Origin of the sequence: Pseudomonas sp. OA65 (assembly GCF_017498305.1) — a bacterium.
Classification (GTDB): Bacteria; Pseudomonadota; Gammaproteobacteria; order Pseudomonadales; family Pseudomonadaceae; genus Aquipseudomonas; species Aquipseudomonas zanjanensis.
In genome coordinates this window covers 1-22,269 of the sequence record NZ_JAGDEZ010000029.1, presented here as the reverse complement: position 1 = coordinate 22,269, position 22,269 = coordinate 1, and the positions used below count along the sequence as shown (strand labels likewise).

At 61.7% G+C, this 22,269-nt stretch carries 20 protein-coding genes; 11 read left to right on the top strand and 9 right to left on the bottom strand.

Features of this window, described 5'->3' with window-relative positions; all coding sequences use genetic code 11:
- The first annotated feature begins 120 nt into the window (after positions 1–120).
- The 4 genes from J3361_RS21290 (at position 121) to J3361_RS21275 (ending at position 4,421) form a co-directional block, all read left to right on the top strand.
- Positions 121–1,515 (top strand): FAD-binding oxidoreductase, encoded by a 1,395-nt coding sequence (locus J3361_RS21290; protein WP_207966187.1) that lies wholly within the window; start codon positions 121–123, stop codon positions 1,513–1,515.
- 42 nt (positions 1,516–1,557) lie between these two features.
- Positions 1,558–2,223, top strand: coding sequence for a fumarylacetoacetate hydrolase family protein (locus J3361_RS21285; protein WP_207966186.1), 666 nt, complete (start codon positions 1,558–1,560; stop codon positions 2,221–2,223).
- A 235-nt stretch (positions 2,224–2,458) separates the two neighbouring features.
- Positions 2,459–3,391 carry an SdiA-regulated domain-containing protein gene (locus J3361_RS21280; RefSeq protein WP_207966185.1) on the top strand — a complete coding sequence of 311 codons (933 nt, stop codon included), beginning with the start codon at positions 2,459–2,461 and terminating at the stop codon, positions 3,389–3,391.
- Positions 3,392–3,512: 121 nt separating this feature from the next.
- A complete protein-coding gene (locus tag J3361_RS21275; RefSeq protein ID WP_207966184.1) occupies positions 3,513–4,421 on the top strand; it encodes an SdiA-regulated domain-containing protein in 909 nt (302 codons plus the stop codon).
- Between the two features lie 148 nt (positions 4,422–4,569).
- Here the strand turns inward: J3361_RS21275 and rpiA are convergent, their stop codons facing one another.
- On the bottom strand, positions 4,570–5,244 hold the full coding sequence (gene rpiA / locus J3361_RS21270) for a ribose-5-phosphate isomerase RpiA (protein ID WP_207966183.1): 675 nt from the start codon (positions 5,242–5,244) through the stop codon (positions 4,570–4,572).
- A gap of 300 nt (positions 5,245–5,544) precedes the next feature.
- On the opposite strand from rpiA, the gene ilvA reads away from it, so the two are divergent.
- Positions 5,545–7,059 carry a threonine ammonia-lyase, biosynthetic gene (ilvA, locus tag J3361_RS21265; RefSeq protein ID WP_207966182.1) on the top strand — a complete coding sequence of 505 codons (1,515 nt, stop codon included), beginning with the start codon at positions 5,545–5,547 and terminating at the stop codon, positions 7,057–7,059.
- Between the two features lie 45 nt (positions 7,060–7,104).
- On the top strand, positions 7,105–7,530 hold the full coding sequence (locus J3361_RS21260) for a DUF2269 family protein (protein ID WP_207966181.1): 426 nt from the start codon (positions 7,105–7,107) through the stop codon (positions 7,528–7,530).
- A 104-nt stretch (positions 7,531–7,634) separates the two neighbouring features.
- Here the strand turns inward: J3361_RS21260 and J3361_RS21255 are convergent, their stop codons facing one another.
- On the bottom strand, positions 7,635–8,291 hold the full coding sequence (locus J3361_RS21255) for an HAD family hydrolase (RefSeq protein ID WP_207966180.1): 657 nt from the start codon (positions 8,289–8,291) through the stop codon (positions 7,635–7,637).
- A gap of 143 nt (positions 8,292–8,434) precedes the next feature.
- Between J3361_RS21255 and J3361_RS21250 the strand changes: the two genes are divergently transcribed.
- Positions 8,435–8,914: an RNA pyrophosphohydrolase gene (locus J3361_RS21250; RefSeq protein WP_003186867.1), complete on the top strand. Its 480-nt coding sequence runs from the start codon at positions 8,435–8,437 to the stop codon at positions 8,912–8,914.
- A gap of 22 nt (positions 8,915–8,936) precedes the next feature.
- Positions 8,937–11,216 carry a phosphoenolpyruvate--protein phosphotransferase gene (ptsP, locus tag J3361_RS21245; protein ID WP_186707334.1) on the top strand — a complete coding sequence of 760 codons (2,280 nt, stop codon included), beginning with the start codon at positions 8,937–8,939 and terminating at the stop codon, positions 11,214–11,216.
- 132 nt (positions 11,217–11,348) lie between these two features.
- Here the strand turns inward: ptsP and J3361_RS21240 are convergent, their stop codons facing one another.
- The gene (locus J3361_RS21240; RefSeq protein WP_207966179.1) at positions 11,349–12,095 is read right to left on the bottom strand and encodes an NRDE family protein; all 747 of its coding nucleotides are present in this window, start codon (positions 12,093–12,095) and stop codon (positions 11,349–11,351) included.
- A 329-nt stretch (positions 12,096–12,424) separates the two neighbouring features.
- On the opposite strand from J3361_RS21240, the gene J3361_RS21235 reads away from it, so the two are divergent.
- The 3 genes from J3361_RS21235 to J3361_RS21225 all read left to right on the top strand — a co-directional run bounded on the left by J3361_RS21235 (position 12,425) and on the right by J3361_RS21225 (position 15,106).
- On the top strand, positions 12,425–13,207 hold the full coding sequence (locus J3361_RS21235; protein WP_207966178.1) for a sulfite exporter TauE/SafE family protein: 783 nt from the start codon (positions 12,425–12,427) through the stop codon (positions 13,205–13,207).
- Positions 13,208–13,275: 68 nt separating this feature from the next.
- Positions 13,276–14,085 carry a prolipoprotein diacylglyceryl transferase gene (gene lgt, locus J3361_RS21230; RefSeq protein ID WP_053117240.1) on the top strand — a complete coding sequence of 270 codons (810 nt, stop codon included), beginning with the start codon at positions 13,276–13,278 and terminating at the stop codon, positions 14,083–14,085.
- Positions 14,086–14,134: 49 nt separating this feature from the next.
- A complete protein-coding gene (locus tag J3361_RS21225; protein ID WP_207966177.1) occupies positions 14,135–15,106 on the top strand; it encodes a thymidylate synthase in 972 nt (323 codons plus the stop codon).
- Positions 15,107–15,334: 228 nt separating this feature from the next.
- Here the strand turns inward: J3361_RS21225 and J3361_RS21220 are convergent, their stop codons facing one another.
- From J3361_RS21220 to J3361_RS21195, 6 genes are all read right to left on the bottom strand, one after another.
- Complete coding sequence (locus tag J3361_RS21220; RefSeq protein WP_207966176.1) at positions 15,335–15,979, bottom strand: methionine ABC transporter permease; 645 nt, start codon at positions 15,977–15,979, stop codon at positions 15,335–15,337.
- The gene (locus tag J3361_RS21215; RefSeq protein ID WP_207966175.1) at positions 15,969–17,093 is read right to left on the bottom strand and encodes an ATP-binding cassette domain-containing protein; all 1,125 of its coding nucleotides are present in this window, start codon (positions 17,091–17,093) and stop codon (positions 15,969–15,971) included. Before J3361_RS21215 ends, J3361_RS21220 begins: the two co-directional genes overlap by 11 nt.
- Before the next feature lies 1 nt (position 17,094).
- Complete coding sequence (locus J3361_RS21210) at positions 17,095–17,904, bottom strand: MetQ/NlpA family ABC transporter substrate-binding protein (RefSeq protein WP_207966174.1); 810 nt, start codon at positions 17,902–17,904, stop codon at positions 17,095–17,097.
- A 181-nt stretch (positions 17,905–18,085) separates the two neighbouring features.
- On the bottom strand, positions 18,086–19,444 hold the full coding sequence (locus J3361_RS21205; protein WP_207966173.1) for an LLM class flavin-dependent oxidoreductase: 1,359 nt from the start codon (positions 19,442–19,444) through the stop codon (positions 18,086–18,088).
- Positions 19,444–20,637, bottom strand: a complete 1,194-nt coding sequence (locus J3361_RS21200) for an SfnB family sulfur acquisition oxidoreductase (RefSeq protein WP_207966172.1) — start codon at positions 20,635–20,637, stop codon at positions 19,444–19,446. The genes J3361_RS21205 and J3361_RS21200 overlap by 1 nt, the downstream gene beginning before the upstream one ends.
- A gap of 23 nt (positions 20,638–20,660) precedes the next feature.
- Positions 20,661–21,902 (bottom strand): SfnB family sulfur acquisition oxidoreductase, encoded by a 1,242-nt coding sequence (locus tag J3361_RS21195; protein ID WP_207966171.1) that lies wholly within the window; start codon positions 21,900–21,902, stop codon positions 20,661–20,663.
- Positions 21,903–22,269 lie beyond the last annotated feature (367 nt).

Here is a 22,269-nt window from a genome sequence, read left to right as displayed (position 1 = left end):
GAACAGCCGTTGGGCACTACGCTGCGGGGTCGGTATGCTAGCATACGCACCCCGCAAACACTCATTCCTGCGACGTGAAGCGTTCTCAGGATGACCATGAATTGTTCGAGAGTTCTGTCGATGACCCATCCTGCCGTGATAGATGAGCTGAAGACCCTGGTTGAGCCTGGCAAGGTCCTGACCGATGCCGACTCCCTGAACGCTTACGGCAAGGACTGGACCAAGCATTTCGCCCCGGCGCCTTCGGCCATTGTCTTTCCCAAGACCACCGAACAGGTCCAGGCCATCGTGCGTTGGGCCAATGTGCACAATGTTGCGCTGGTGCCGTCGGGCGGGCGTACCGGGTTGTCCGCCGCTGCCGTGGCCGCCAACGGCGAAGTGGTGGTGTCATTCGACTACATGAACCAGATTCTCGATGTGAACCTCACCGACCGCACTGCCGTGTGCCAGCCGGGCGTGGTCACCGAGCAACTGCAGAACAAGGCCGAAGAGCATGGGCTGTACTATCCGGTGGACTTCGCTTCGGCAGGTTCCAGCCAGATTGGCGGCAATATCGGCACCAATGCCGGCGGGATCAAGGTCATTCGCTATGGCATGACCCGCAACTGGGTGGCGGGCATGAAGGTCGTCACCGGCAAGGGCGACGTGTTGGAATTGAACAAGGACCTGATCAAGAACGCCACCGGCTACGACTTGCGGCAGCTGTTCATCGGCGCCGAGGGCACCCTGGGCTTCGTGGTCGAGGCCACCATGCGCCTGGACCGTGCGCCGAAAAACCTCACCGCCATGGTGCTCGGCACCTCGGACTTCGACTCGATCATGCCGGTGCTGCACGCCTTCCAGGGCAAGCTGGACCTGACCGCCTTCGAATTTTTCTCCGACAAGGCCCTGGCCAAGGTCCTCGGTCGTGGCGACGTACCGGCGCCGTTCGAAACCGAGTGCCCGTTCTACGCCCTGCTGGAATTCGAAGCCACCACGGAAGAGATCGCCAACCAAGCCTTGGAGACCTTCGAGCACTGCGTGGAACAAGGCTGGGTGCTGGATGGCGTGATGAGCCAGAGCGAAACCCAACTACAGAACCTGTGGAAATTGCGCGAGTACATCTCCGAAACCATCTCCCACTGGACGCCCTACAAGAACGATATTTCGGTGACCGTCTCCAAAGTCCCGGCCTTCTTGCAGGAAATTGACGCGATCGTTGGCGAACATTACCCGGACTTCGAAATCGTCTGGTTCGGTCACATCGGCGATGGCAATCTGCACTTGAACATCCTCAAGCCGGAAAACCTGAGCAAGGATGAATTCTTCGCCAAGTGCGCGACCGTAAACAAATGGGTCTTTGAAACCGTCGAGAAGTACAACGGCTCGATTTCCGCCGAACACGGCGTGGGCATGACCAAGCGCGACTACCTGACTTATAGTCGTTCGCCAGTGGAGATCGAATACATGAAAGCCGTCAAGGCGGTATTCGACCCGAACGGCATCATGAACCCAGGCAAGATTTTCGCGGTTTGACGCCTAAAAATACCTGATGAATCCAAGAAGCAGGAGTCGGTAATGAGCTATCAGCACCAGTATGTCGACGGTACACGTATTCATTTCCCGCTGGGGAAAGTGGTGTGCATTGGCCGTAACTACGCCGAACATGCCAAGGAACTGGATAACCCGGTGCCCACCGAACCCTTGCTGTTCATCAAGCCGGGCAGTTGCGTGGTGCCGCTGGAAGGCGGTTTCAGCATTCCCGCCGATCGTGGCTCGGTGCACTACGAGGCGGAAATCGCAGTCCTGATCGGCAAGCCACTGTCCACCAAGCCCAGCGTTGAAGAAGTCCTGGACGCGATCTCCGGCTTCGCCCCAGCCTTGGACCTGACCCTGCGGGATAAACAGGCCGAGCTCAAGGCCAAGGGCCTGCCGTGGGAAGTCGCCAAGTCCTTCGACGGCGCGGCAGTGATCGCGCCATTTGTCTCGAAGGATACGTTTGCCGACCTGACCGACATTCCCGTGCGCCTGACCATCAACGGTGAAGTGCGCCAGGACGGCAACAGCAGCCTGATGCTCAACCCCATCGTGCCGATGATCCAATACATGGCCGGTTGTTTCTCGCTGCAGGCCGGCGACGTGATCCTCACCGGCACCCCGGCGGGCGTCGGGCCGCTGAATGCGGGCGATGAACTGGTCCTGGAACTGGCAGGGGCGAGCCGCTTCGAGAGCAGCGTTCGCTAACAGCCAACCTGTACCACCACCCCTGTGGGAGCGAGCCTGCTCGCGATAGCGGTGTGTCAGCCAACATTAATGTGTCGGATAGACCGCTATCGCGAGCAGGCTCGCTCCCACAGGGTATACAGGGCGCCTATTTGGTCATTTACCGTTTTTTTCACATGCCATCCGGATAATTCCGGGGAATGCGGCATCTGAGCCAGCCACTCCCCTAGCCGAACTTTCCGGAACGCATTCCCTGATGGCCAAAACCCAAGCACTGCCTGCCGCCAAACCTGCCCGCCGCTCTCGCTTCGCCCTGCCCTGGTATGCGTGGTCACTGCTGGCAATGGCCGCAGCCTATGGGCTAGCGTTTGCGATGCATTGGGATGACCGCGGCCTGCTTTGGCTATCGGAGCATTTCCAGAGCCCGGCCGAGCGCCAGGAAAGCATCTGGTTGCCGGACTATCGCGCCGTGATCGACGCCAAGCCGTTGCCGGACATGGAGAAGGACGAGGCGTCCGATGTGGCCTATAACCCACAGACCAAGACCTTGTTCGCCGTCATGGGCAAGAACCCGTTCCTGGTGGAATTGACCCTGCAGGGCGACGTGCTGCGCAAGATGCCCTTGGTGGGCTGGAGCAACCCTGAAGGCGTGGCCTATATGACCAATGGCCTGCTGGCCATTACCGACGAGCGCAATCACACACTGTCGATCGTCCAGGTGGATGCCAACACCCGCGAACTGAACAGCACTGACTTTCCCCACTACGACCTGGGTGCCTCGCAGAACCAGAACAAAGGGTTCGAAGCGGTTGCCTGGGACCCGCGCAACCAGCAGCTGGTGCTCGGCGAAGAGCGCCCGCCGGCGTTGTTCACCTGGAAAAGCGACGGCAGCCAGTTGCTCAAGGGCGACAAGCAGATTCATGTGAGCAATGAACTGGACCTGCGCAATCTCTCGGCATTGGCGATCGATCCGCGCACTGGCCATACGCTGGTGCTTTCGGCCGACTCTCACCTGCTGCTGGAATTGGACGAAAAAGGCGAGCAGGTCAGTTTCATGACCTTGCTGGGCGGCTTCAACGGCCTGAAAGACACGATCCCTCGTGCTGAAGGTGTCACCGTCGATGAGGCCGGCAATCTGTACATGGTCAGCGAGCCGAACCTGTTCTATCGTTTCGAAAAACAGCGCTGACAGTACTAACTCTGTAGGAAAAGTCTTCCTTCGTTGTAGGGTGTGGCACACAGCCATTAAGTTTCAGTTCAGGCAGCCGTGGTATTTCCACTCACCTGTTCTTATCCGAGCCCACCCCAACATGCGTCGACTCGCCCGCCCCAAACCCTTGATCCTGATACTGCTGACGCTGGCGTTGATCCTCCTGATCGCCGCCGGCCAGCACCTGCGCCTGTTCGAGCGCGCCTGGTTCAACCTCAACAGCTATTGGAAACCCATCAGCGAAACGACCATCGCCTTGGACCAATACCGGGTCACGGTCGAGGCGCAGGTGATCGAGGGGCTGGACGATGACGTTTCCGCGCTGACGTTCGATCCTATCCGCAAGAGCCTGTTCACCGTCACCAATAAAAACGCCGAGCTGATCGAGCTGTCTCTGGACGGCAAGATTTTACGGCGCATCGCCCTGATCGGCTTTGGCGACCCTGAGGCGGTGGAATTCATCAGCGAAGACACATACGTCATCACTGACGAGCGCCAGCAACGCCTGATCAAGATTCACCTGGACGCCGACACCCAATACCTCGACGCCGCCGATGCCGAGCAAATGACCCTCGGTGTACACATGAGCGGCAACAAGGGGTTCGAAGGGTTGGCCTACGACTCGGTGGGCAAACGCCTGTTCGTGGCAAAGGAGCGCGACCCGATGCTGATTTATGAAGTGCATGGGTTTCCCCACCTCAATCCGGAAAAGTCCTACGCAGTTCATGTGATCAACAACCCCAAGCGCGATGCCGGGCTGTTCGTGCGCGACCTTTCAAGCCTGCAATACGATGAACGCAGCGGCCATTTGCTGGCGCTGTCCGATGAGTCGCGGTTGATTATCGAGTTGGATATCGACGGGCGGCCGTTGAGCACGCTGTCGTTGAGCAAGGGCGGCCAGGGCCTGCAAAAAACCGTGCCCCAGGCCGAAGGCCTCGCCATGGACGACGATGGCACCCTGTACCTGGTGAGCGAGCCGAATTTGTTCTATGTGTTCAAGAAGCCATAGCCTTGATCCTGGCCTGGCGCAGAGCCCATGTGGGAGCGGGCTTGCCCGCGAATGCGGTGTATCAGATACATATGTGCCAACTGACACACCGCATTCGCGAGCAAGCCCGCTCCCACAGGGTTCGAATTCAGATCACTAGACCCCAGGCTTACTCAGCCCGCAGGGTCTTCACCCCATCAGCAGTCCCCAGCAACAGCACATCCGCCGGACGCGCAGCGAACAAACCGTTGGTGACCACGCCGACGATGGCGTTGATCCGGCTTTCCAGTTCCACCGGGTTGGTGATCTGCAGGTTGTGCACATCCAGGATGATGTTGCCGTTATCGGTCAGCACGCCTTCGCGATACACAGGGTCGCCGCCCAGTTTCACCAGTTGGCGGGCTACATGGCTACGGGCCATGGGGATAACTTCCACCGGCAACGGGAACGCGCCGAGCACCGGCACCAGCTTGCTGGCATCGGCGATGCAGATGAAGGTCTTGGCCACCGCCGCGACGATCTTCTCGCGGGTCAGGGCCGCGCCGCCGCCCTTGATCAGGTTCAGGTGCGCGTCGCTTTCATCGGCGCCGTCGATGTAGAACTCCAAGTCGCTGACGGTGTTGAGTTCGTACACAGGGATCCCGTGGCCCTTGAGGCGCGCAGCTGTCGCTTCGGAGCTGGCGACTGCGCCATCGAATGCGCCCTTGTGTTGCGCCAGCGCGTCGATGAAACAATTGGCCGTGGAGCCGGTGCCGACCCCGACGACGCTCTTGTCATCCAGCTTCGGGAGGATGAGGTCGACGGCGGCCTGGGCCACGGCCTGTTTGAGTTGATCCTGGGTCATGCGGGCTCCGAAGGTGCCGAGAGAGAACGAAAGGCCGGCATTATAGGCGCCGAAAGGGCCCTGGTCATTGCCTGATTGGCACCGAGCCCGTGTGGCGAGGGAGCTTGCTCCCGCTCGGCTGCGAAGCAGTCGTGATTGATGTCTACCGCATATCGAAGGGGGTCGCTGCGCGACCCAGCGGGAGCAAGCTCCCTCGCCACGGGGGTTTCTGCGCTCAAAGTGCCTTAATCGTGTGGTCGCCCAGCCAAAAGCCGGGTTAGACTCCTTGGCCCTGCCCAACCCGCTCAGTGATGCTTTCCGATGCTTGAACAGTACGTCAAAAAGATCCTCACCTCGCGCGTTTACGACGTTGCCGTAGAAACGCCGCTGCAGACCGCTCGCCAGCTCTCCGAGCGGCTGGGCAACAGCATCTTGCTCAAGCGTGAAGACTTGCAGCCGGTGTTCTCGTTCAAGATTCGCGGGGCCTATAACAAGCTGACCCAGCTCAGCGAAGAAGAACGCGCACGCGGCGTGGTCACGGCTTCGGCGGGCAACCATGCCCAGGGCCTGGCCCTGGCGGCCAAGGTGCTGGGGGTCAAGGCCACCATCGTGATGCCCAAGACCACGCCGGAAATCAAGGTCGAAGGCGTGCGCTCCCGTGGCGGCAAGGTGGTTTTACACGGTGACTCGTTTCCCGAAGCCCTGGCCTATTCGCTGAAACTGGTCGACGAAAAGGGCTACGTCTACATCCACCCGTATGACGATCCCCATACCATTGCCGGGCAGGGCACCGTGGCGATGGAGATCCTGCGCCAGCACCCGGGGCGCCTGGATGCGATCTTCGTCCCGGTGGGCGGCGGCGGGCTGATTGCCGGGATCGCGGCCTACGTGAAATACCTGCGCCCGGACATCAAGATCATCGGCGTCGAACCGGACGACTCCAACTGCCTGCAAGCGGCCATGGCCGCGGGCGAGCGCGTAGTGCTGCCGACCGTGGGACTGTTCGCCGACGGCGTTGCCGTGGCACAGATTGGCCAGCACACTTTTGATATCTGCAAGCACCACGTGGACGAAGTGATCACCGTCAGCACTGACGAGATCTGTGCTGCGATCAAGGATATCTACGACGATACCCGCTCGATCACCGAGCCTGCCGGCGCCCTCGGCGTGGCCGGGATCAAGAAATACGTCGAGTCACGAAACATCAGCGGCCAGACCTTGGTGGCCATCGACTCCGGCGCCAACGTCAACTTCGACCGCTTGCGCCATGTCGCCGAGCGCGCCGAGCTGGGCGAGGGCCGCGAAGCGATCATCGCCGTGACCATCCCCGAGAAGCCGGGCAGCTTCAAGGCGTTCTGCGAAGCGGTCGGCAAGCGCCAGATCACCGAATTCAACTATCGCTACAACACCGGCAGCGAAGCGCACATCTTCGTCGGCGTGCAGACCCACCCGGAGAACGACCCGCGCAGCGCGCTCATCGCCAGCCTGACCGAACAAGGTTTTCCGGTGTTGGACCTGACCGACAACGAACTGGCCAAGTTGCACATCCGTCACATGGTCGGCGGGCATGCGGCCCATGTCATCGACGAAGTGGTGCTGCGCTTCGAATTTCCGGAGCGTCCGGGGGCGCTGTTCAACTTCCTCAACAAGCTGGGTGGGCGCTGGAACATCTCGATGTTCCACTACCGTAACCATGGCGCGGCGGACGGCCGTGTGGTCGCTGGGCTACAGGTGCCGCACGATGAGCGCCACCTGGTCCCGGCCGCTCTGGAAGAAATCGGCTACCCGTACTGGGATGAAAGCGATAACCCGGCCTATCAGTTGTTCCTGGGTTGATAAAGCCGGGCTAGGCTGTGAGCAAGACTTAAGGGAATCGAACCCATGGAAACATTGACCGCACTGAAGATCGCCCACGGCATCGCCACCGTATTACTGCTGGTGGGTGCCTTGGGGCTGGCCGTCTGGGTCTGGCGCACGCGCCGCAACGGCGACGCCACGGCGGCTGCGCGCACGCTGCAACGTCCGCGACTGTTCATCTGGCTGGTCATGATCCTGGCGCTGGCGAGCCTGCCCTTCACTGGCTGGTGGATGGTTCATCAAGTCGGCTGGCCACTGGGGCAGACCTGGCTGCTGGCTTCCAGCGTGCTCTACACCTTGGCGGCGCTGGCGGGGTTCTGGCTGCTGGTGCGGCTGAACAAACTGCGCAAGTCGGCGGGGGGCGGCGGGAAATTTACCTTTGTCCTGGCGCTGTTCAGTGTTGTCTGCTTTGTCGCCATTGCGGGGTTGATGGGGGCCAAGCCGGTTTAAGACTCGGGACCGCGCTGGCCCCATCGCGAGCAGGCTCGCTCCCACACTGGATTTGCGTTGCTCACAAAATCCCTGTGGGAGCGAGCCTGCTCGCGAAAGCTATTTCAGCCACGCAGACTGATGACCGGCCAACCCCGCTTCTCAGCTTCGGCCCGAAGATTCGGATCCGGATCCACCGCCACCGGATGCGTCACCAACTCCAGCAACGATAAGTCGTTCATCGAATCGCTATAAAAGTAGCTATCGTCGAGCGAGTATCCGGTCTCTTCCAGCCAACGGTTCAGCCGGGTCACCTTGCCCTCGCGAAAGCACGGGACATCCGTGCTGCGCCCGCTGTAGCGCCCATCTATCATCTCGCACTCGGTGGCGATCAGGGTTTCGACGCCCAGGCGCTCGGCAATCGGCGCGGTGACGAAGCGGTTGGTGGCGGTGATGATCACCAGCTTGTCGCCGGCGTCACGGTGCTTCTTCAGCAGTTCGATGGCCTGGGGCAACACGATCGGCTCGATGCAGTCGCGCATGTAGTCCAAGTGCCATTGGGCCAGCACTTCCATCTCGGTACGACCGAGAATCTCCAGGCAGAAGTTCAGGTAGGCGGCGTTGTCCAACTTGCCGGCCAGGTAATCCTGATAGAACTCATCGTTGCGCGCCTTGTACGTGACGGCGTCCAGGAAACCGCGCTCGCACAGGTAATCGCCCCACGCGTGGTCGCTGTCGCCGCCCAGCAATGTGTTGTCCAAGTCGAATAAAGCCAGCCGCATTGCAGTTACTCGCTGAAAAATCTGAAGAAAGGCGTCCAGAATACGGACTTTTCACAAGAGTGCACATAAGCTAGGGACGCTCGTTGCTGCTTTCACAACCTTTGTGGAACAATGCGGCGACATGCGTTTGCGAGGTTGTTGCCGTGATCGATCCCGATGGTTTCCGTCCCAATGTGGGGATCATTCTTACGAATGATGCTGGGCAGGTGCTATGGGCACGCCGTATCAATCAAGACGCCTGGCAGTTTCCCCAGGGTGGGATCAACCCCCAGGAGACGCCGGAAGAGGCCTTGTACCGCGAGTTGAATGAAGAAGTGGGGCTTGAGCGAGAAGATGTCGAAATACTCGCCTGCACCCGAGGCTGGTTGCGCTATCGTTTGCCGCAACGCTTGGTCAGGACGCACAGCCAACCGCTGTGCATCGGCCAGAAGCAGAAATGGTTTCTCCTGCGCCTGATCTCCAACGAGCAGCGGGTGCGGATGGATTTGACCGGTAAACCGGAGTTCGATGGCTGGCGCTGGGTCAGCTATTGGTATCCGTTGGGCCAGGTGGTGACATTCAAGCGCGAGGTGTACCGACGCGCCCTCAAAGAGCTTGCCCCGCGCCTGCTGACGCGCGACTGACGACGGAGTTCGACCCCGAGCCATGCTCAATACGCTGCGCAAGATCGTCCAGGAAGTTAACTCCGCCAAGGATCTCAAGGCGGCGTTGGGGATTATTGTATTGCGCGTCAAAGAGGCCATGGGCAGCCAGGTCTGCTCGGTCTACCTGCTGGACCCCGAGACCAATCGTTTCGTGCTGATGGCCACCGAGGGCTTGAACAAGCGCTCCATCGGCAAGGTCAGCATGGCGCCCAATGAAGGCCTGGTCGGTCTGGTCGGCACGCGCGAAGAACCCCTGAACCTCGAAAATGCCGCGGACCACCCGCGCTACCGCTACTTCGCCGAAACGGGTGAAGAGCGTTATGCCTCGTTCCTTGGCGCACCGATCATCCACCACCGCCGCGTCGTCGGCGTGTTGGTCATCCAGCAAAAAGAACGCCGCCAGTTCGACGAAGGTGAAGAAGCCTTCCTCGTGACCATGAGCGCGCAACTGGCCGGGGTTATCGCCCACGCCGAGGCCACTGGCTCGATCAGCGGCCTCGGCCGCCAGGGCAAGGGCATCCAGGAAGCGAAGTTCGTCGGTGTGCCGGGTTCACCGGGGGCGGCAGTGGGCACGGCGGTGGTCATGTTGCCGCCCGCCGACCTCGACGTTGTGCCGGACAAGACCGTCGCCGACATCAATGCCGAACTGGGCTTGTTCAAGACCGCCATCGAAGGCGTGCGTGCCGACATGCGGGCCCTGTCGGCCAAGCTGGCGACACAGTTGCGTCCCGAAGAGCGCGCGCTGTTCGACGTTTACCTGATGATGTTGGACGATGCCTCCCTGGGCAGCGAAGTGACCACCGTCATCAAGACCGGCCAGTGGGCCCAGGGCGCGCTGCGCCAGGTGGTGACTGACCACGTTAACCGTTTCGAATTGATGGACGACGCCTACCTGCGCGAACGCGCCTCGGACGTCAAGGACCTGGGCCGCCGGTTGCTGGCGTACTTGCAGCAGGAGCGCCAGCAGACCCTGGTCTACCCCGACAACACCATCCTGGTCAGTGAAGAGCTGACCCCGGCCATGCTCGGCGAAGTGCCCGAAGGCAAGCTGGCGGGCCTGGTCTCGGTACTGGGTTCGGGCAACTCCCACGTGGCGATCCTGGCCCGGGCGATGGGCATCCCGACGGTGATGGGCCTGGTGGACCTGCCGTATTCCAAGGTCGACGGTATCCAGATGATCGTCGACGGCTACCACGGCGAGGTCTACACCAACCCCAGCGACGTGCTGCGCAAGCAGTTCGCCGATGTGGTGGAGGAAGAAAAGCAGCTGTCCCTGGGCCTGGATGCGCTGCGGGACCTGCCGTGCATCACCCTCGATGGTCACCGCATGCCCTTGTGGGTCAACACCGGCCTGCTGGCCGACGTCGCACGGGCGCAGAAGCGTGGGGCCGAGGGCGTGGGCCTGTACCGCACCGAAGTGCCGTTCATGATCAACCAGCGCTTCCCCAGCGAAAAGGAACAGCTGGCGATCTACCGCGAACAACTGGCCGCGTTCCACCCTCAACCGGTGACCATGCGCAGCCTGGACATCGGCGGCGACAAGTCCCTGTCCTACTTCCCGATCAAGGAAGACAACCCGTTCCTCGGCTGGCGCGGCATCCGCGTGACGCTCGACCATCCGGAAATCTTCCTGGTCCAGGCCCGAGCCATGCTCAAGGCCAGCGAAGGCCTGAACAACCTGCGCATCCTGTTGCCGATGATCTCCGGCACCCATGAACTGGAAGAAGCCCTGCACCTGATCCACCGGGCCTGGGGCGAAGTCCGCGACGAAGGCACCGACGTGCCGATGCCACCGGTCGGGGTGATGATCGAGATTCCGGCTGCGGTGTACCAGACCAAGGAACTGGCGCGGCAGGTGGACTTCCTGTCGGTGGGCTCCAACGACCTGACCCAATACCTGCTGGCCGTCGACCGTAACAACCCACGGGTCGCCGACCTGTACGACTACCTGCACCCGGCGGTGCTGCAAGCCTTGCAGAATGTGGTGCGTGACGCCCATGCCGAAGGCAAGCCGGTGAGTATCTGCGGCGAAATGGCCGGCGACCCGGCGGCCGCGGTGCTGCTGATGGCGATGGGGTTCGACAGTTTGTCGATGAACGCCACCAACTTGCCGAAAGTGAAGTGGATGCTGCGCCAGATCAACCTCAGCAAGGCCCAGGAACTGCTGGCGGAAGTGATGACCATCGACAACCCGCAGGTGATTCATAGTTCCTTGCAACTGGCGCTGAAGAACCTTGGGTTGGCGCGGATGATCAATCCGGCTTCCAACAAAACGCTCTAGACCTGCGGCGCCCCTTTCGCGAGCAGGCTCGCTCCCACAGTGGATCTCGGTTGTTCACAATATAGGTGTTCACTGGAGGTCTACTGTGGGAGCGAGCCTGCTCGCGAAGGGGCCAGTCCTGGTGCCACCGAACTAGGTCCTGATCTCCACCTCCCCCAAATGCCCCCCATGGGGCCCGAAACTGCGCTCGACCATCTGTCGCGTCCCATCGGCATGGACAATCAGCGCCGTACTCGCTCGCGTCCCATAAGCCGGACTGGCAATGAACACACTCGATAGCAACATCTCGGTCGCGACTCCCACCCCCGTATCAGGCAGTTCCGCCACGGGCGCGGGTTGAGGGTCATTCAGCAGCGCCAACAAGGCCTGGGGTTGCGGATCGTCCAGCACCTCCTCCAGCGCCAACCGGGCCTTGAGCAACTTGGGCCATGGCGTGTTCAGCCCAGCGTTCGACACGCCATAGACCCCCTCGGCCAATTGCTGCGGCCGGGTATCGCGGGCGTTGTAATGCCACAGTTCGGCACCGTCGCCGAGCAACAGGTTGAAGCCACCGTACTCGCCAGCGCGAGGCACGACTTCGCTCAGGTAGTCGGCAATCGACAGATTCCCGGTGAGGAACCGCGCCACCAACTCACCGCGGGACTTGAAGGCCGGCAACTGGCCCGGATCGCGAATGTTGGTCAGCGCGGCAAAGCGCCCCTCGGCGCCGATGCCCAGCCAAGTGCCGCCGGCTTCGAGATCGCGCCCGGCACGCACATCGGGCGCGTCAGGCCATTGGGCCAGGGGCAAGGTCGGCCGGGCGTAGAACTCGTCGCGGTTGGCCGCCACGATCAGCGGCAGGGCGTGGCCGGGGCGCCAGGCAAATACGATCAGGCACATCAGGTTGTCCTGTTTAAAAATGAAGCTGAACGACACTGTTTTTGTGGCGAGGGAGCTTGCTCCCGCTGGGCTACGAAGTAGCCCAAATCCAAGGGCCAGGCTTGTCAGACCGATCACCCTGGCTTTTTCGGGAGTGCTTCGCACTCCAGCGGGAGCAAGCTCCCTCGCCACAACAGCGGTTCGCCATCCGGTGTCGTGATGCAGACACCCGAGTGTTTCCAGCCACTCTACTCACACATCGCCCCGGCATCCATCGCCTTCAGTAGAGCCCAAGCCCCTCGATCCGTTACCATGCCGCTCTTATTTCGGGGATGGGCGGGGACACACTGGTGGAATTTGTGCTCTATCTGCTACTCGGCGCCTGTGCCGGCGTGCTGGCCGGGTTGTTCGGCGTGGGGGGCGGGATCATCATCGTCCCGGTGCTGGTGTTCAGTTTCACCCTACAGGGCTTCGATCCGCAGGTGTTGACGCACCTGGCCGTCGGTACGTCCCTGGCGTCGATCATCTTCACTTCGGTCAATGCCGTGCGCGAGCATCAGCGCAAAGGCGCTGTGCGCTGGCCGATATTCGCCTGGATGACCGTTGGCATCCTGATCGGTGCCGGTTTCGGCGCGATCACTGCCGAAGCGATTTCCGGCCCGCACCTGCAAAAAATCATTGGTGTGTTCGCCTTGATCGTTGCCGTGCAACTGGCCCTGGACTTCAAGCCCAACGCCAGCCGCACCGTACCGGGCAAGGCCGGGCTGACCGTGGCCGGCACGGTGATCGGCTGGGCCTCGGCGATTTTCGGCATCGGTGGCGGTTCGCTGACCGTGCCGTTCCTGACCTGGCGCAGCGTGCCAATGCAACAAGCGGTGGCGACATCATCGGCCTGCGGCTTGCCGATCGCCCTGGTCAGTGCGTTAAGTTTCATGATTCTGGGCTGGCACGATCCGTTGCTGCCGGCCCATAGTCTCGGTTTTGTGTATTTGCCGGCGCTGCTGGGCATCGCCTTGACCAGCATGGTTTTCGCCCGTTTCGGCGCACGGCTGGCCCATCGGCTGTCACCACGCTTGCTCAAGCGGTTGTTCGCCGCCTTGCTATTCTGCGTGGGCTTGAGTTTTCTGTTCTGACGCAATCCTGGCTTAATCCCGCGGTGGCAGCGTCGCCCGGGTATTTTTGACGTTTACGAGGAATATCAATGCTGCCTTACCCGCAGATCGATCCGGTAGCCCTGGCTATCGGCCCGCTGAAAATCCACTGGTACGGCCTGATGTACCTGATCGGCATCGGCGGCGCCTGGTGGCTGGCGTCGCGACGGCTCAACCGCTTCGACCCGACCTGGAACAAGGAAAAGCTCTCCGACCTGGTGTTCTGGTTGTCCATGGGCGTAATCGTCGGTGGACGCCTGGGCTACGTGCTGTTTTATGACCTGAGCGCCTACCTGGCCAACCCGACGCTGATCTTCGAAGTCTGGAAGGGTGGCATGTCGTTCCACGGCGGGTTCATCGGCGTGATGCTGGCGGCGTTGTGGTTCGGCAAGCGCAACAACAAATCGTTTTTCGAGCTGATGGACTTCGTCGCGCCAATGGTGCCGATCGGCTTGGGCGCCGGGCGCATTGGCAACTTCATCAATGCCGAGTTGTGGGGCAAGCCGACCGACGTGCCCTGGGCGATGATCTTCCCGCCGTTCAGCGACCCGGCGCAGTTGCCGCGCCACCCGTCGCAGTTGTACCAGTTCGCCCTCGAGGGTGTGGCACTGTTCCTGATCCTCTGGCTGTTCTCGCGCAAGCCGCGACCCACCATGGCGGTGTCGGGCATGTTCGCGCTGTTCTATGGCATCTTCCGTTTCATCGTCGAGTTCGTCCGCGTCCCGGATGCCCAGCTCGGCTATCTGGCGTGGAACTGGCTGACCATGGGCCAGGTGCTGTGCCTGCCGATGATCATCGGTGGCCTGGCGCTGATCTGGCTGGCTTATCATCGCGCGCCGGCTGCGGCGGCCAAGGTTTAAAATTCGAACCCCGGGGCGTCGGCCCCGGGTTCAAGGACACAGGTAACCCATGAAGCAATATCTCGATCTGGTGGCCCACGTCATCAAGAACGGCACCAAACAAGCCAACCGCACCGGTGTGAACACCATCAGCTTCCCTGGCGCCATGCTGCGCTATGACTTGAAGGAAGGCTTTCCCGCCATTACCACCCGCAAGATGGCCTTCAAGTCGGCCATCGGCGAGATGTGCGGTTTCCTGCGTGGCGTGAACAATGCCGCCGAGTTCCGTGCCCTGGGCTGCAAGGTCTGGGATCAGAACGCCAACGAAAACGCCCAATGGCTGGCCAACCCGTTCCGCCAGGGCGAAGACGACCTGGGCGAGATCTACGGCGTGCAGTGGCGCAAGTGGCCCGCTTACAAGCAGATCCCCCTGAGCAACCCGGCGGCCATCGAGCAGACGCTGGCCCAGGGTTACCGGCGGATCGCCGAGGGCGAAGAAAACGGCCAGGCCTATGTGGTGCTGTACAAGGCCATCGATCAGGTTCGCCAGTGCGTCGACACCATCATCAAGGACCCGGGCAGCCGGCGTATCCTGTTCCACGGCTGGAACTGCGCCCAGCTCGATGAAATGGCCCTGCCGCCGTGCCATCTGCTCTACCAGTTCCACCCGAATGTCGAGACCAAGGAAATTTCCCTGACCCTCTACATCCGCTCCAACGACCTGGGCCTGGGCACGCCGTTCAACCTCACCGAAGGCGCGGCGCTGCTGAGCCTGATCGGCCGCCTGACCGGCTACACGCCGCGCTGGTTCACCTATTTCATCGGCGATGCCCACGTCTACGAAAACCACTTGGACATGCTCAACGAACAGCTCACCCGCGAGCCGTTCCCGATGCCCAAGCTGGTGATTTCCGAGCGCGTGCCGGAGTTTGCCAAGACCGGCGTGTATCAGCCTGAGTGGCTGGAGCTGGTCGAGCCGAGCGACTTCTCCCTCGAAGGCTACCAGCACCATGCACCGATGACCGCGCCGATGGCGGTCTAAAGCATCCCACCCTCAGCCCTGTGAGGGGGCTGTGGGAGCAAGGCTTGCTCGCGATGCGAACGCCTCGACTTGTCAGGAGATCGCGTTATCGTTCGTCGCGAGCAAGCTTTGCTCCCACAGGCTGAACTGCTCTCACAGGCTGAACTGCTCTCACAGGCTGAACTGCTCCCACAGGCTGAACTGCTCCCACAGGTTGGATTGCCCCCACAAGTCAACCGCTCCCACAGGTCAGCGTTTGTTCAAGCCTCGTGCCAGGCGGTCACCGCCCAATTGGATCACCGCTACCAGCGCCACCAGCAACACGATCACTGTGAGCATGATCTGGCTGTCGAAACGCTGGTAGCCATAACGGTAGGCAATGTCGCCCAGGCCGCCGGCACCGATCGCTCCGGCCATGGCCGAGGAGTTGATTATGGTCACCAACGTGATGGTAAAACCGCCGACGATGCCCGGCAGGGCTTCGGGCAGCAGCACATGCCAGACGATGTGCCAGCGTCGGCACCCCATGGCCTGGGCCGCTTCGATCAGGCCATGGTCGATCTCTCGCAAGCTGACTTCGGCGATGCGGGCGAAGAACGGCGTGGCGGCGATGGTCAGCGGTACGACCGCGGCCCACACCCCGTAAGTCGTGCCAACGATCAGCCGGGTGAACGGGATCAGTGCCACCATCAGAATCAGGAACGGTATCGAGCGGAACAAGTTCACGAACGCGCCCAGGGCCTTGTTCAAGACCGGCGCTTCATAAATCCCACCCTTGCCGCTGGTGACCAGGATCACCGCCAGCGGTATGCCCGCCAGCAATGCGATCAACGACGACACGCCGACCATCAGGAACGTGTCGATGAAACCCTGCAACAACCGATCAAACCACATACCCCAGTACCTCCACCCGTTGCGCCCAATTGCCCGCTCGTTGGCGCAGTTCCTCGGCTCCCCACGACGAACCGCTCACGGCCAGCAGCAATTGCCCCAGCCCGTGGCCCTGTATCCGTTCGATGCCGCCGTGCAGCAAGCGCACCCGCCCACCGAGGGCACCGAACAAGGCGGCAAGGTCTACTTCATCATGACCAGCGCCGGTGAATTGCAGGCGCAGCACCGTCGCCGCCTCCGCCGACGGCGGCTGCCCCTGCAGGCGGCTTTGCAGTTCTTCCGGGATGGCATGTTGCAACGGCGCCAACAGCGTCCGGCTGACGTCATGTTGCGGGTTGCCGAAAACTTCCCAGACCGGTCCCTGCTCGACGATCCGTCCTTGTTCGAGCACCACCACCCGGTCGCAGACCTCGCGAATCACTGCCATCTCGTGGGTGATCAAGACGATGGTCAGGCCCAACCGCTGGTTGATCTCGCGCAGCAGGCCGAGGATCGATTGGGTGGTCTCCGGGTCCAGGGCCGAGGTGGCCTCGTCGCACAACAGGATCTGCGGGTCATGCACCAGCGCCCGGGCAATCCCCACCCGTTGCTTCTGCCCACCGGAAAGCTGTGCCGGATAGGCCTGGTGCTTGCCTTGCAGGCCCACCAGTTCCAGCAGCTCACGGACTTTGCGCTGGCGCTGCGCCTTGGGCACGCCGGCGACTTTCAGCGGCAGTTCAACGTTCTGCCAGACGGTCTTGGCCGACATCAGGTTGAAGTGCTGGAAGATCATGCCGATGCGTCGACGCAGTTCCACCAAGCGGTCCTCATCGAATTCGCCGATGTCCACTCGGTCGATCAACACCCGGCCGCTGGTGGGTTGTTCGAGCCGGTTGATGGTGCGGATCAGCGACGACTTGCCGGCGCCGCTGCGGCCGATGATGCCGAAGACCTCGCCGTGCTGGATCGCCAGGTCGATGCCTTGCAACGCGGCCACCGGGCCCTGGGCGCCGTTGTAGGTCTTGCCCAGGCCGATGAAACGTACGTGGGCGCGGTTCAGCTCCGGGTGCAGTTCGGTCTGGCCAGCGCTTTGTGGCGCTGGGGCTTCGTGGCGGAGTCGAGCGTTGACGGCGCTCATGTCAGCCTTCCCAGCCGGCTTGATAGAGCTTGCCATGGGCCTTGTCCAGGGCGGCGCGCACGGCGGGCGAGTGTTGGTAGATGTCGACGAACTTGATCAGCCGCGGGTCGTCCTTGCTCTTGGGCTGGATCACGAACTGAATCACGTATTCCTTGTGATCGAGGCCGTCGAACAGCAAGGCGGAACTGGCGTCGAAAGTCTTGGCCAGGCGGATGTAGGCGGGGTAGCCCTGCACCAGGTCGGCGTCTTCATAAGCGCGCACCAGTTGCACGGCTTCGACTTGCAGGATCTTGAGTTGCTTCGGGTTGGCGACGATGTCGTCTTCGGTGGCCTTGTAGCCGACGCCCGGCTTGAGGCTGATCAACCCGGCCTTGGCCAGCAATTGCAGGCCGCGACCGCTGTTGATCGGGTCGTTGGCGATGGCGACGCTGGCGCCTTTGGGCAGTTCGTCGAAGCTTTTGTATTTTTTCGAATAGAGGCCGACGTTGTTGATGATCCCCGGGGCGAAGGGCTCCAGGTCGAACCCGGCGGCAGCTTTGGCATTTTCCAGGAACGGAATGTGCTGGAAGTAATTCACGTCGATATCACCGGCGGCGAGGCTGACGTTGGGCGCGATCCAGTCGCTGAACTCCACCAGCTCGACTTTCAGGCCTTGCTTGCCGGCTTCTTCGACCGCTGCTTCCAGGGGAATGGCGAAGGCGGCGGTGGTACCGATTTTCAGCGGTGCGTCGGCGGCAAACAGCGCCGAGCTGAACAGGCCGAGGGCCAGGGCCAGGGTTTTGACTGGCAGGGTGAGGAAGTGTTTGGTCATGTCGGTTATTCCAGTCATTTAGGGGGAGGTGCATATTTTTTGGCGAACAGAGCTATGTGGGAGCAAGGCTTGCCCGCGATGAAATTGATGCGGTCTCCAGAAAACGAGGTGTCTGCATCGCGAGCAAGCTTTGCTCCCACAGTGCCTTGTTCCCACAGGGTCAGTGTCGGTAGCCCCAGGGTCAGTGCCGGTAAGTCGAACCGGTGTGTTGCTTGGGTAGATGGGCCTCTGCGTGAAACAGTTTTTCGCGCAGGGTGCCGTTGTCGTATTCAGTCTTGTACGAGCCGCGTCGCTGCAACTCGGGGATCACCAGGTCGATGAAGTCCACGTAGCTTTGCGGCGTGACGATGCGGGTCAGGTTGAAGCCATCGAGGCCGGTTTCGGCGATCCAGGACTCCAGCTCGTCGGCCACTTGCTCGGGTGAACCCACCACTGTGATGTAGCGACCGCCCAGGGCGTGTTGCTCGAGCAATTTGCGCCGGGTCCAGTCGTTGTTCTGCAAGGTCTTGGTGGCGGACTGGATGGCGTTGCTCTTGACGTACTGGATCGGTTCGTCCAGTTCGTACTGGGAAAAATCGATGCCCGTCGACGCGGAAAAATGCGCCACGCCGGCCTCGGCGCTGGCGTAGCTCAGGTACTCGGCATGCTTGGCCCAGGCGGCCGCTTCGGTCTCGCCGACGATCACGTTCAGGCCCATGAGCACCTTGGTGTCCCCGGGGTTGCGCCCGGCCTCGATGGCGCTGGCGCGGACCTTGTCCACCTGCACCTTGGTCGCCGGTTTGTTCTGGCCGCTGATGAACACGCACTCGGCATGCCGCCCGGCGAACGACAAACCGCGCTCGGAGCTGCCAGCCTGGAACAGCACCGGCGTGCGTTGGGGCGAGGGCTCGCAAAGGTGATAACCCTCGACCTGGTAGAACTCGCCTTGGTGGCGGACCTTGTGGACTTTCTCCGGCCGGGCATAAATGCGCTGCTCGCGGTCGTTGATGACCGCGTCGTTTTCCCAGCTGCCCTCCCACAATTTGTAGAGCACTTGCAGGTATTCGTCAGCCTGGTCGTAGCGACGGTCATGCTCGACTTGCGCCGTCAGGCCCATGGCTTTGGCGGCGCTGTCCAGGTAGCCGGTGACGATGTTCCAGCCGACCCGGCCGCGACTCAGGTGATCGAGGGTGCTCATCCGCCGGGCAAACAGGTAGGGCGGTTCGTAGGTCAGGTTGGCGGTGAGGCCGAAACCCAGGTTCTTCGTGACGGCGGCCATCGCCGAGACCAGCAGCAGCGGGTCATTGACCGGCAGTTGGATCGACTCTTTGAGCGTGACGTCCACCGACTGTCGATACACGTCGTAGACCCCGACGATGTCAGCGATGAACAGCCCGTCGAACAATCCGCGCTCGAGCAATTGCGCCAGGGCGGTCCAATATTCGAGGGTGTTGAACTGGGTCGACGTGTCCTCGGGATGAGTCCACAGGCCATGATTGATGTGCCCGATACAGTTCATGTTGAACGCATTGAGGAGGATTTTTTTCTTCCCGGCCGCCATCAGATCGTCCCCCGCAGCGGCGGTTTTTCATCGTTGAGGTAGAAGTTGCCTACGGCGTGGTATTTCCAGCGCACCGGGTCATGCAGGGTGTGCACCCGGGCGTTGCGCCAGTGGCGGTCGAGGCCATGCTCGGCCAGGGTCGCCTGGCTGCCGGCCAATTCGAACAGCGTGCTGCCGGCGGCGAGGGAAATCTCGGTGCTGATGGCGCGGGCTTCGGCCACGGCAATCGAGGCGGCGGCGACCGTGTCGGCCCGGGTGTCGGCCTGGGCCCGGTCGAGGAATTCACCGGCGCGTTCCAACAGGGCTTCGGCGGCGTGCAGGCGGATGCTCAGTTGGCCGAAACTCTTGAGGGTGTGGGGATCTTCGGTGGCGACATCGCTGGTGGCGTCAATCCAGGGGCGGGTTTTATTGCGGACAAAATGCAGGGCGTCTTCGTAGGCGGCGCGGGCGATGCCGGTGTCGATGGCGGCGTGAAGTATCTGCGCCAGCGGCCCCACGGGTGTGGGGCGTTCGAAGGCGCTCTGGAAGGGCACGATGTCGTCGGCGGCGACATACACGTCTTCGAACACCACCGAACCACTGCCGGTGGTGCGCTGGCCGAAACCGCTCCAGTCGTCGATCACCGTCAGGCCTTGGCTGTTGCGAGGGACGAACGCCAACTGTTGCACGCCGTTTTCATCCACCACCGAGGTGGGGATGCGCTGGGCGTAGATCGCCCCCGTGGCGTAGAACTTGCGGCCGTTGATGCGATAGCCCTCGCCGTCGCGGCGCAGTTGGGTGATGCGGTCGTGGGCGGTCTTGGTGCCAAGTTCGGCCAGGGCGTTACCAAAGCGCTGGCCGGCGAGCACTTCGGCATACAGGCGTTGTCTTTGCGCTTGAGTGCCGTTTACCCGCAGCACTTCCAGGGCGTAGAAATGATTTTGCGGGATCTGTCCCAGCGAGCCGTCGGCCTGGGAAATCAAGGCGATCACTTTGGCCAGGGTGACATTGGAAACACCGGCGCCGCCATAGGCCTTGGGCACGCTGATGCCCCACAGGCCAGAACGGGAGAAGGCCTCCAGTTCCGGATACGGCAAGCGGCGCTCGCGGTCGCGCAAGGCGCTGTCGCGTTTGAAGTCATCGGCCAGGTCACTGGCCACGATCAGGGCTTGTTCATCGCTGGTGATCACCGCGACGTGTTGAGAAAGCGTCATGTGCTGCTCCAGAGGTCGGGTTGTCAGATCCAGGAGTGTCGGGCCGGCAAGGTGCCGTTCAGGTGGTAGGCGCCTATCGCGTGATATTTCCAGCGCACCGGATCGTGCAGGGTGTGGACCCGGGCGTTGCGCCAGTGGCGATCAAGGTTGAATTCGGCGAGGGTGGCGCGGCTGCCGGCCAGTTCGAAGAGTTTTTCGCTGGTCTGCAGGGCGATCTCGGTGGTGAGCGCCTTGGCTTCGGCCACGGCAATCGAAGCGCGGGCGGACGATTGCGCCGTGATGGGGGCGGCACTGACCTGGTCCAACACCTGTCCGGCCTTGCGCAGCAAAGCTTCGGCGGCGTGCAATTCGATTTTCAGTTTGCCGATGTCAGCGATTACGTAGAGGTCGTCACTGGCTCGGTCGACCTTGGCGTCGATCCAGGGGCGGGCGCGTTCGCGTACGAAGGCAATCGTGTCGTCGATGGCGCCACGGGCGATGCCCGCATCGATGGCGGCCTGGATCAGTTGGGAAATCGCCCCTTGCACCCCGGGCGTTTCGTTGATGCGCCAGTTGTCCAGAACCAATTCGGCATCCACCCGTACATTGTTCAGCAGTACGGTGCCGCTGGCCGTGGTGCGCTGGCCGAAGCCCGACCAATCGTCGACAATCCGCAGGCCCGGGCTGCCGCGCCGCACGAACGCCAGCACTTGCCGCCCTTCGTCATTCAATGCCTTGACCGCGACCCAGTGGGCAAACAGTGCTCCGGTGGAATAGAACTTCTGGCCGTTAATGATGAAGCCGTCACCGTCGGCGGTGATCCGGGCCTTGAGTTCAAGGGTATGGCGGGTGCCGCGTTCCGGCCCGGCGTTGCCGATGCGCCAGCCTTCGAGCACGCTCTGCAAGAGGATTTTTTTCTGCCGTTCGGTGCCGGTGCCGAGAATCAGTTGGAGCACGCCGAACTGGTTTTGCGGAATCTGCCCGAGGGCCGGGTCAGCGGCGGAAATAATTGCGAACACGTCGGCCAGGGTGGCGAACGAAACCTGCGGGCCGCCGTATGCCCGGGGGATGGCGATGCTGCCCAGTCCGCTGCGGGTGAACTGCTCGATTTCCGCCCAGGGCAGCTTGCGTTGCTGGTCACGACGCGCGGCTTGTTGACGGGCGACCTGTGCCAGTTCGTGGGCGGCTTTGATCGCCTCGGCATCGTTGCGCAACACCTGTGCGGGCAACAGCAGCGGAGCGATATCCAGGTCGCTCTGGACCTTTGCTTGCGCCAGATCCGACATTACAGCCACTCCGTGGCTGCGGGCAGCGCCTTGGCATACTGCGCTGGGGTGATTGTGTTCCGTTCCATATCCACCTCACATCTCAAGAAACGCCGCGATGAATGCGGCGAGCAAAAATCAAGAATGTCCGGTGGTCCGGTATATATACCCTAATCGCGTATAAATTATTTTTGAACTAACTTTTAGGAATATGAATAGGTTGGTTTTAATTGAAGGCTATACGCTCAGCGAGGGCCAGGCAGCTTTTGTGGCGAGGGAGCTTGCTCCCGCTATGTGGGAGCAAGGCTTGCCCGCGATGGACGCGATGCGGTCTTGCAGAATCGAGGCGCCTGTTTCGCGAGCAAGCTTTGCTCCCACAGCCCAAGCG

Bases quoted from the DNA above. Each gene is read 5' to 3' on its own strand.
- J3361_RS21290 (WP_207966187.1), top strand. From the start codon at position 121: ATGACCCATCCTGCCGTGATAGATGAGCTGAAGACCCTGGTTGAGCCT.
- J3361_RS21285 (WP_207966186.1), top strand. From the start codon at position 1,558: ATGAGCTATCAGCACCAGTATGTCGACGGTACACGTATTCATTTCCCG.
- J3361_RS21280 (WP_207966185.1), top strand. From the start codon at position 2,459: ATGGCCAAAACCCAAGCACTGCCTGCCGCCAAACCTGCCCGCCGCTCT.
- J3361_RS21275 (WP_207966184.1), top strand. From the start codon at position 3,513: ATGCGTCGACTCGCCCGCCCCAAACCCTTGATCCTGATACTGCTGACG.
- rpiA (WP_207966183.1), bottom strand. From the start codon at position 5,244: ATGACCCAGGATCAACTCAAACAGGCCGTGGCCCAGGCCGCCGTCGAC.
- ilvA (WP_207966182.1), top strand. From the start codon at position 5,545: ATGCTTGAACAGTACGTCAAAAAGATCCTCACCTCGCGCGTTTACGAC.
- J3361_RS21260 (WP_207966181.1), top strand. From the start codon at position 7,105: ATGGAAACATTGACCGCACTGAAGATCGCCCACGGCATCGCCACCGTA.
- J3361_RS21255 (WP_207966180.1), bottom strand. From the start codon at position 8,291: ATGCGGCTGGCTTTATTCGACTTGGACAACACATTGCTGGGCGGCGAC.
- ptsP (WP_186707334.1), top strand. From the start codon at position 8,937: ATGCTCAATACGCTGCGCAAGATCGTCCAGGAAGTTAACTCCGCCAAG.
- J3361_RS21240 (WP_207966179.1), bottom strand. From the start codon at position 12,095: ATGTGCCTGATCGTATTTGCCTGGCGCCCCGGCCACGCCCTGCCGCTG.
- lgt (WP_053117240.1), top strand. From the start codon at position 13,276: ATGCTGCCTTACCCGCAGATCGATCCGGTAGCCCTGGCTATCGGCCCG.
- J3361_RS21225 (WP_207966177.1), top strand. From the start codon at position 14,135: ATGAAGCAATATCTCGATCTGGTGGCCCACGTCATCAAGAACGGCACC.
- J3361_RS21220 (WP_207966176.1), bottom strand. From the start codon at position 15,979: ATGTGGTTTGATCGGTTGTTGCAGGGTTTCATCGACACGTTCCTGATG.
- J3361_RS21215 (WP_207966175.1), bottom strand. From the start codon at position 17,093: ATGAGCGCCGTCAACGCTCGACTCCGCCACGAAGCCCCAGCGCCACAA.
- J3361_RS21210 (WP_207966174.1), bottom strand. From the start codon at position 17,904: ATGACCAAACACTTCCTCACCCTGCCAGTCAAAACCCTGGCCCTGGCC.
- J3361_RS21205 (WP_207966173.1), bottom strand. From the start codon at position 19,444: ATGGCGGCCGGGAAGAAAAAAATCCTCCTCAATGCGTTCAACATGAAC.
- J3361_RS21200 (WP_207966172.1), bottom strand. From the start codon at position 20,637: ATGACGCTTTCTCAACACGTCGCGGTGATCACCAGCGATGAACAAGCC.
- J3361_RS21195 (WP_207966171.1), bottom strand. From the start codon at position 21,902: ATGTCGGATCTGGCGCAAGCAAAGGTCCAGAGCGACCTGGATATCGCT.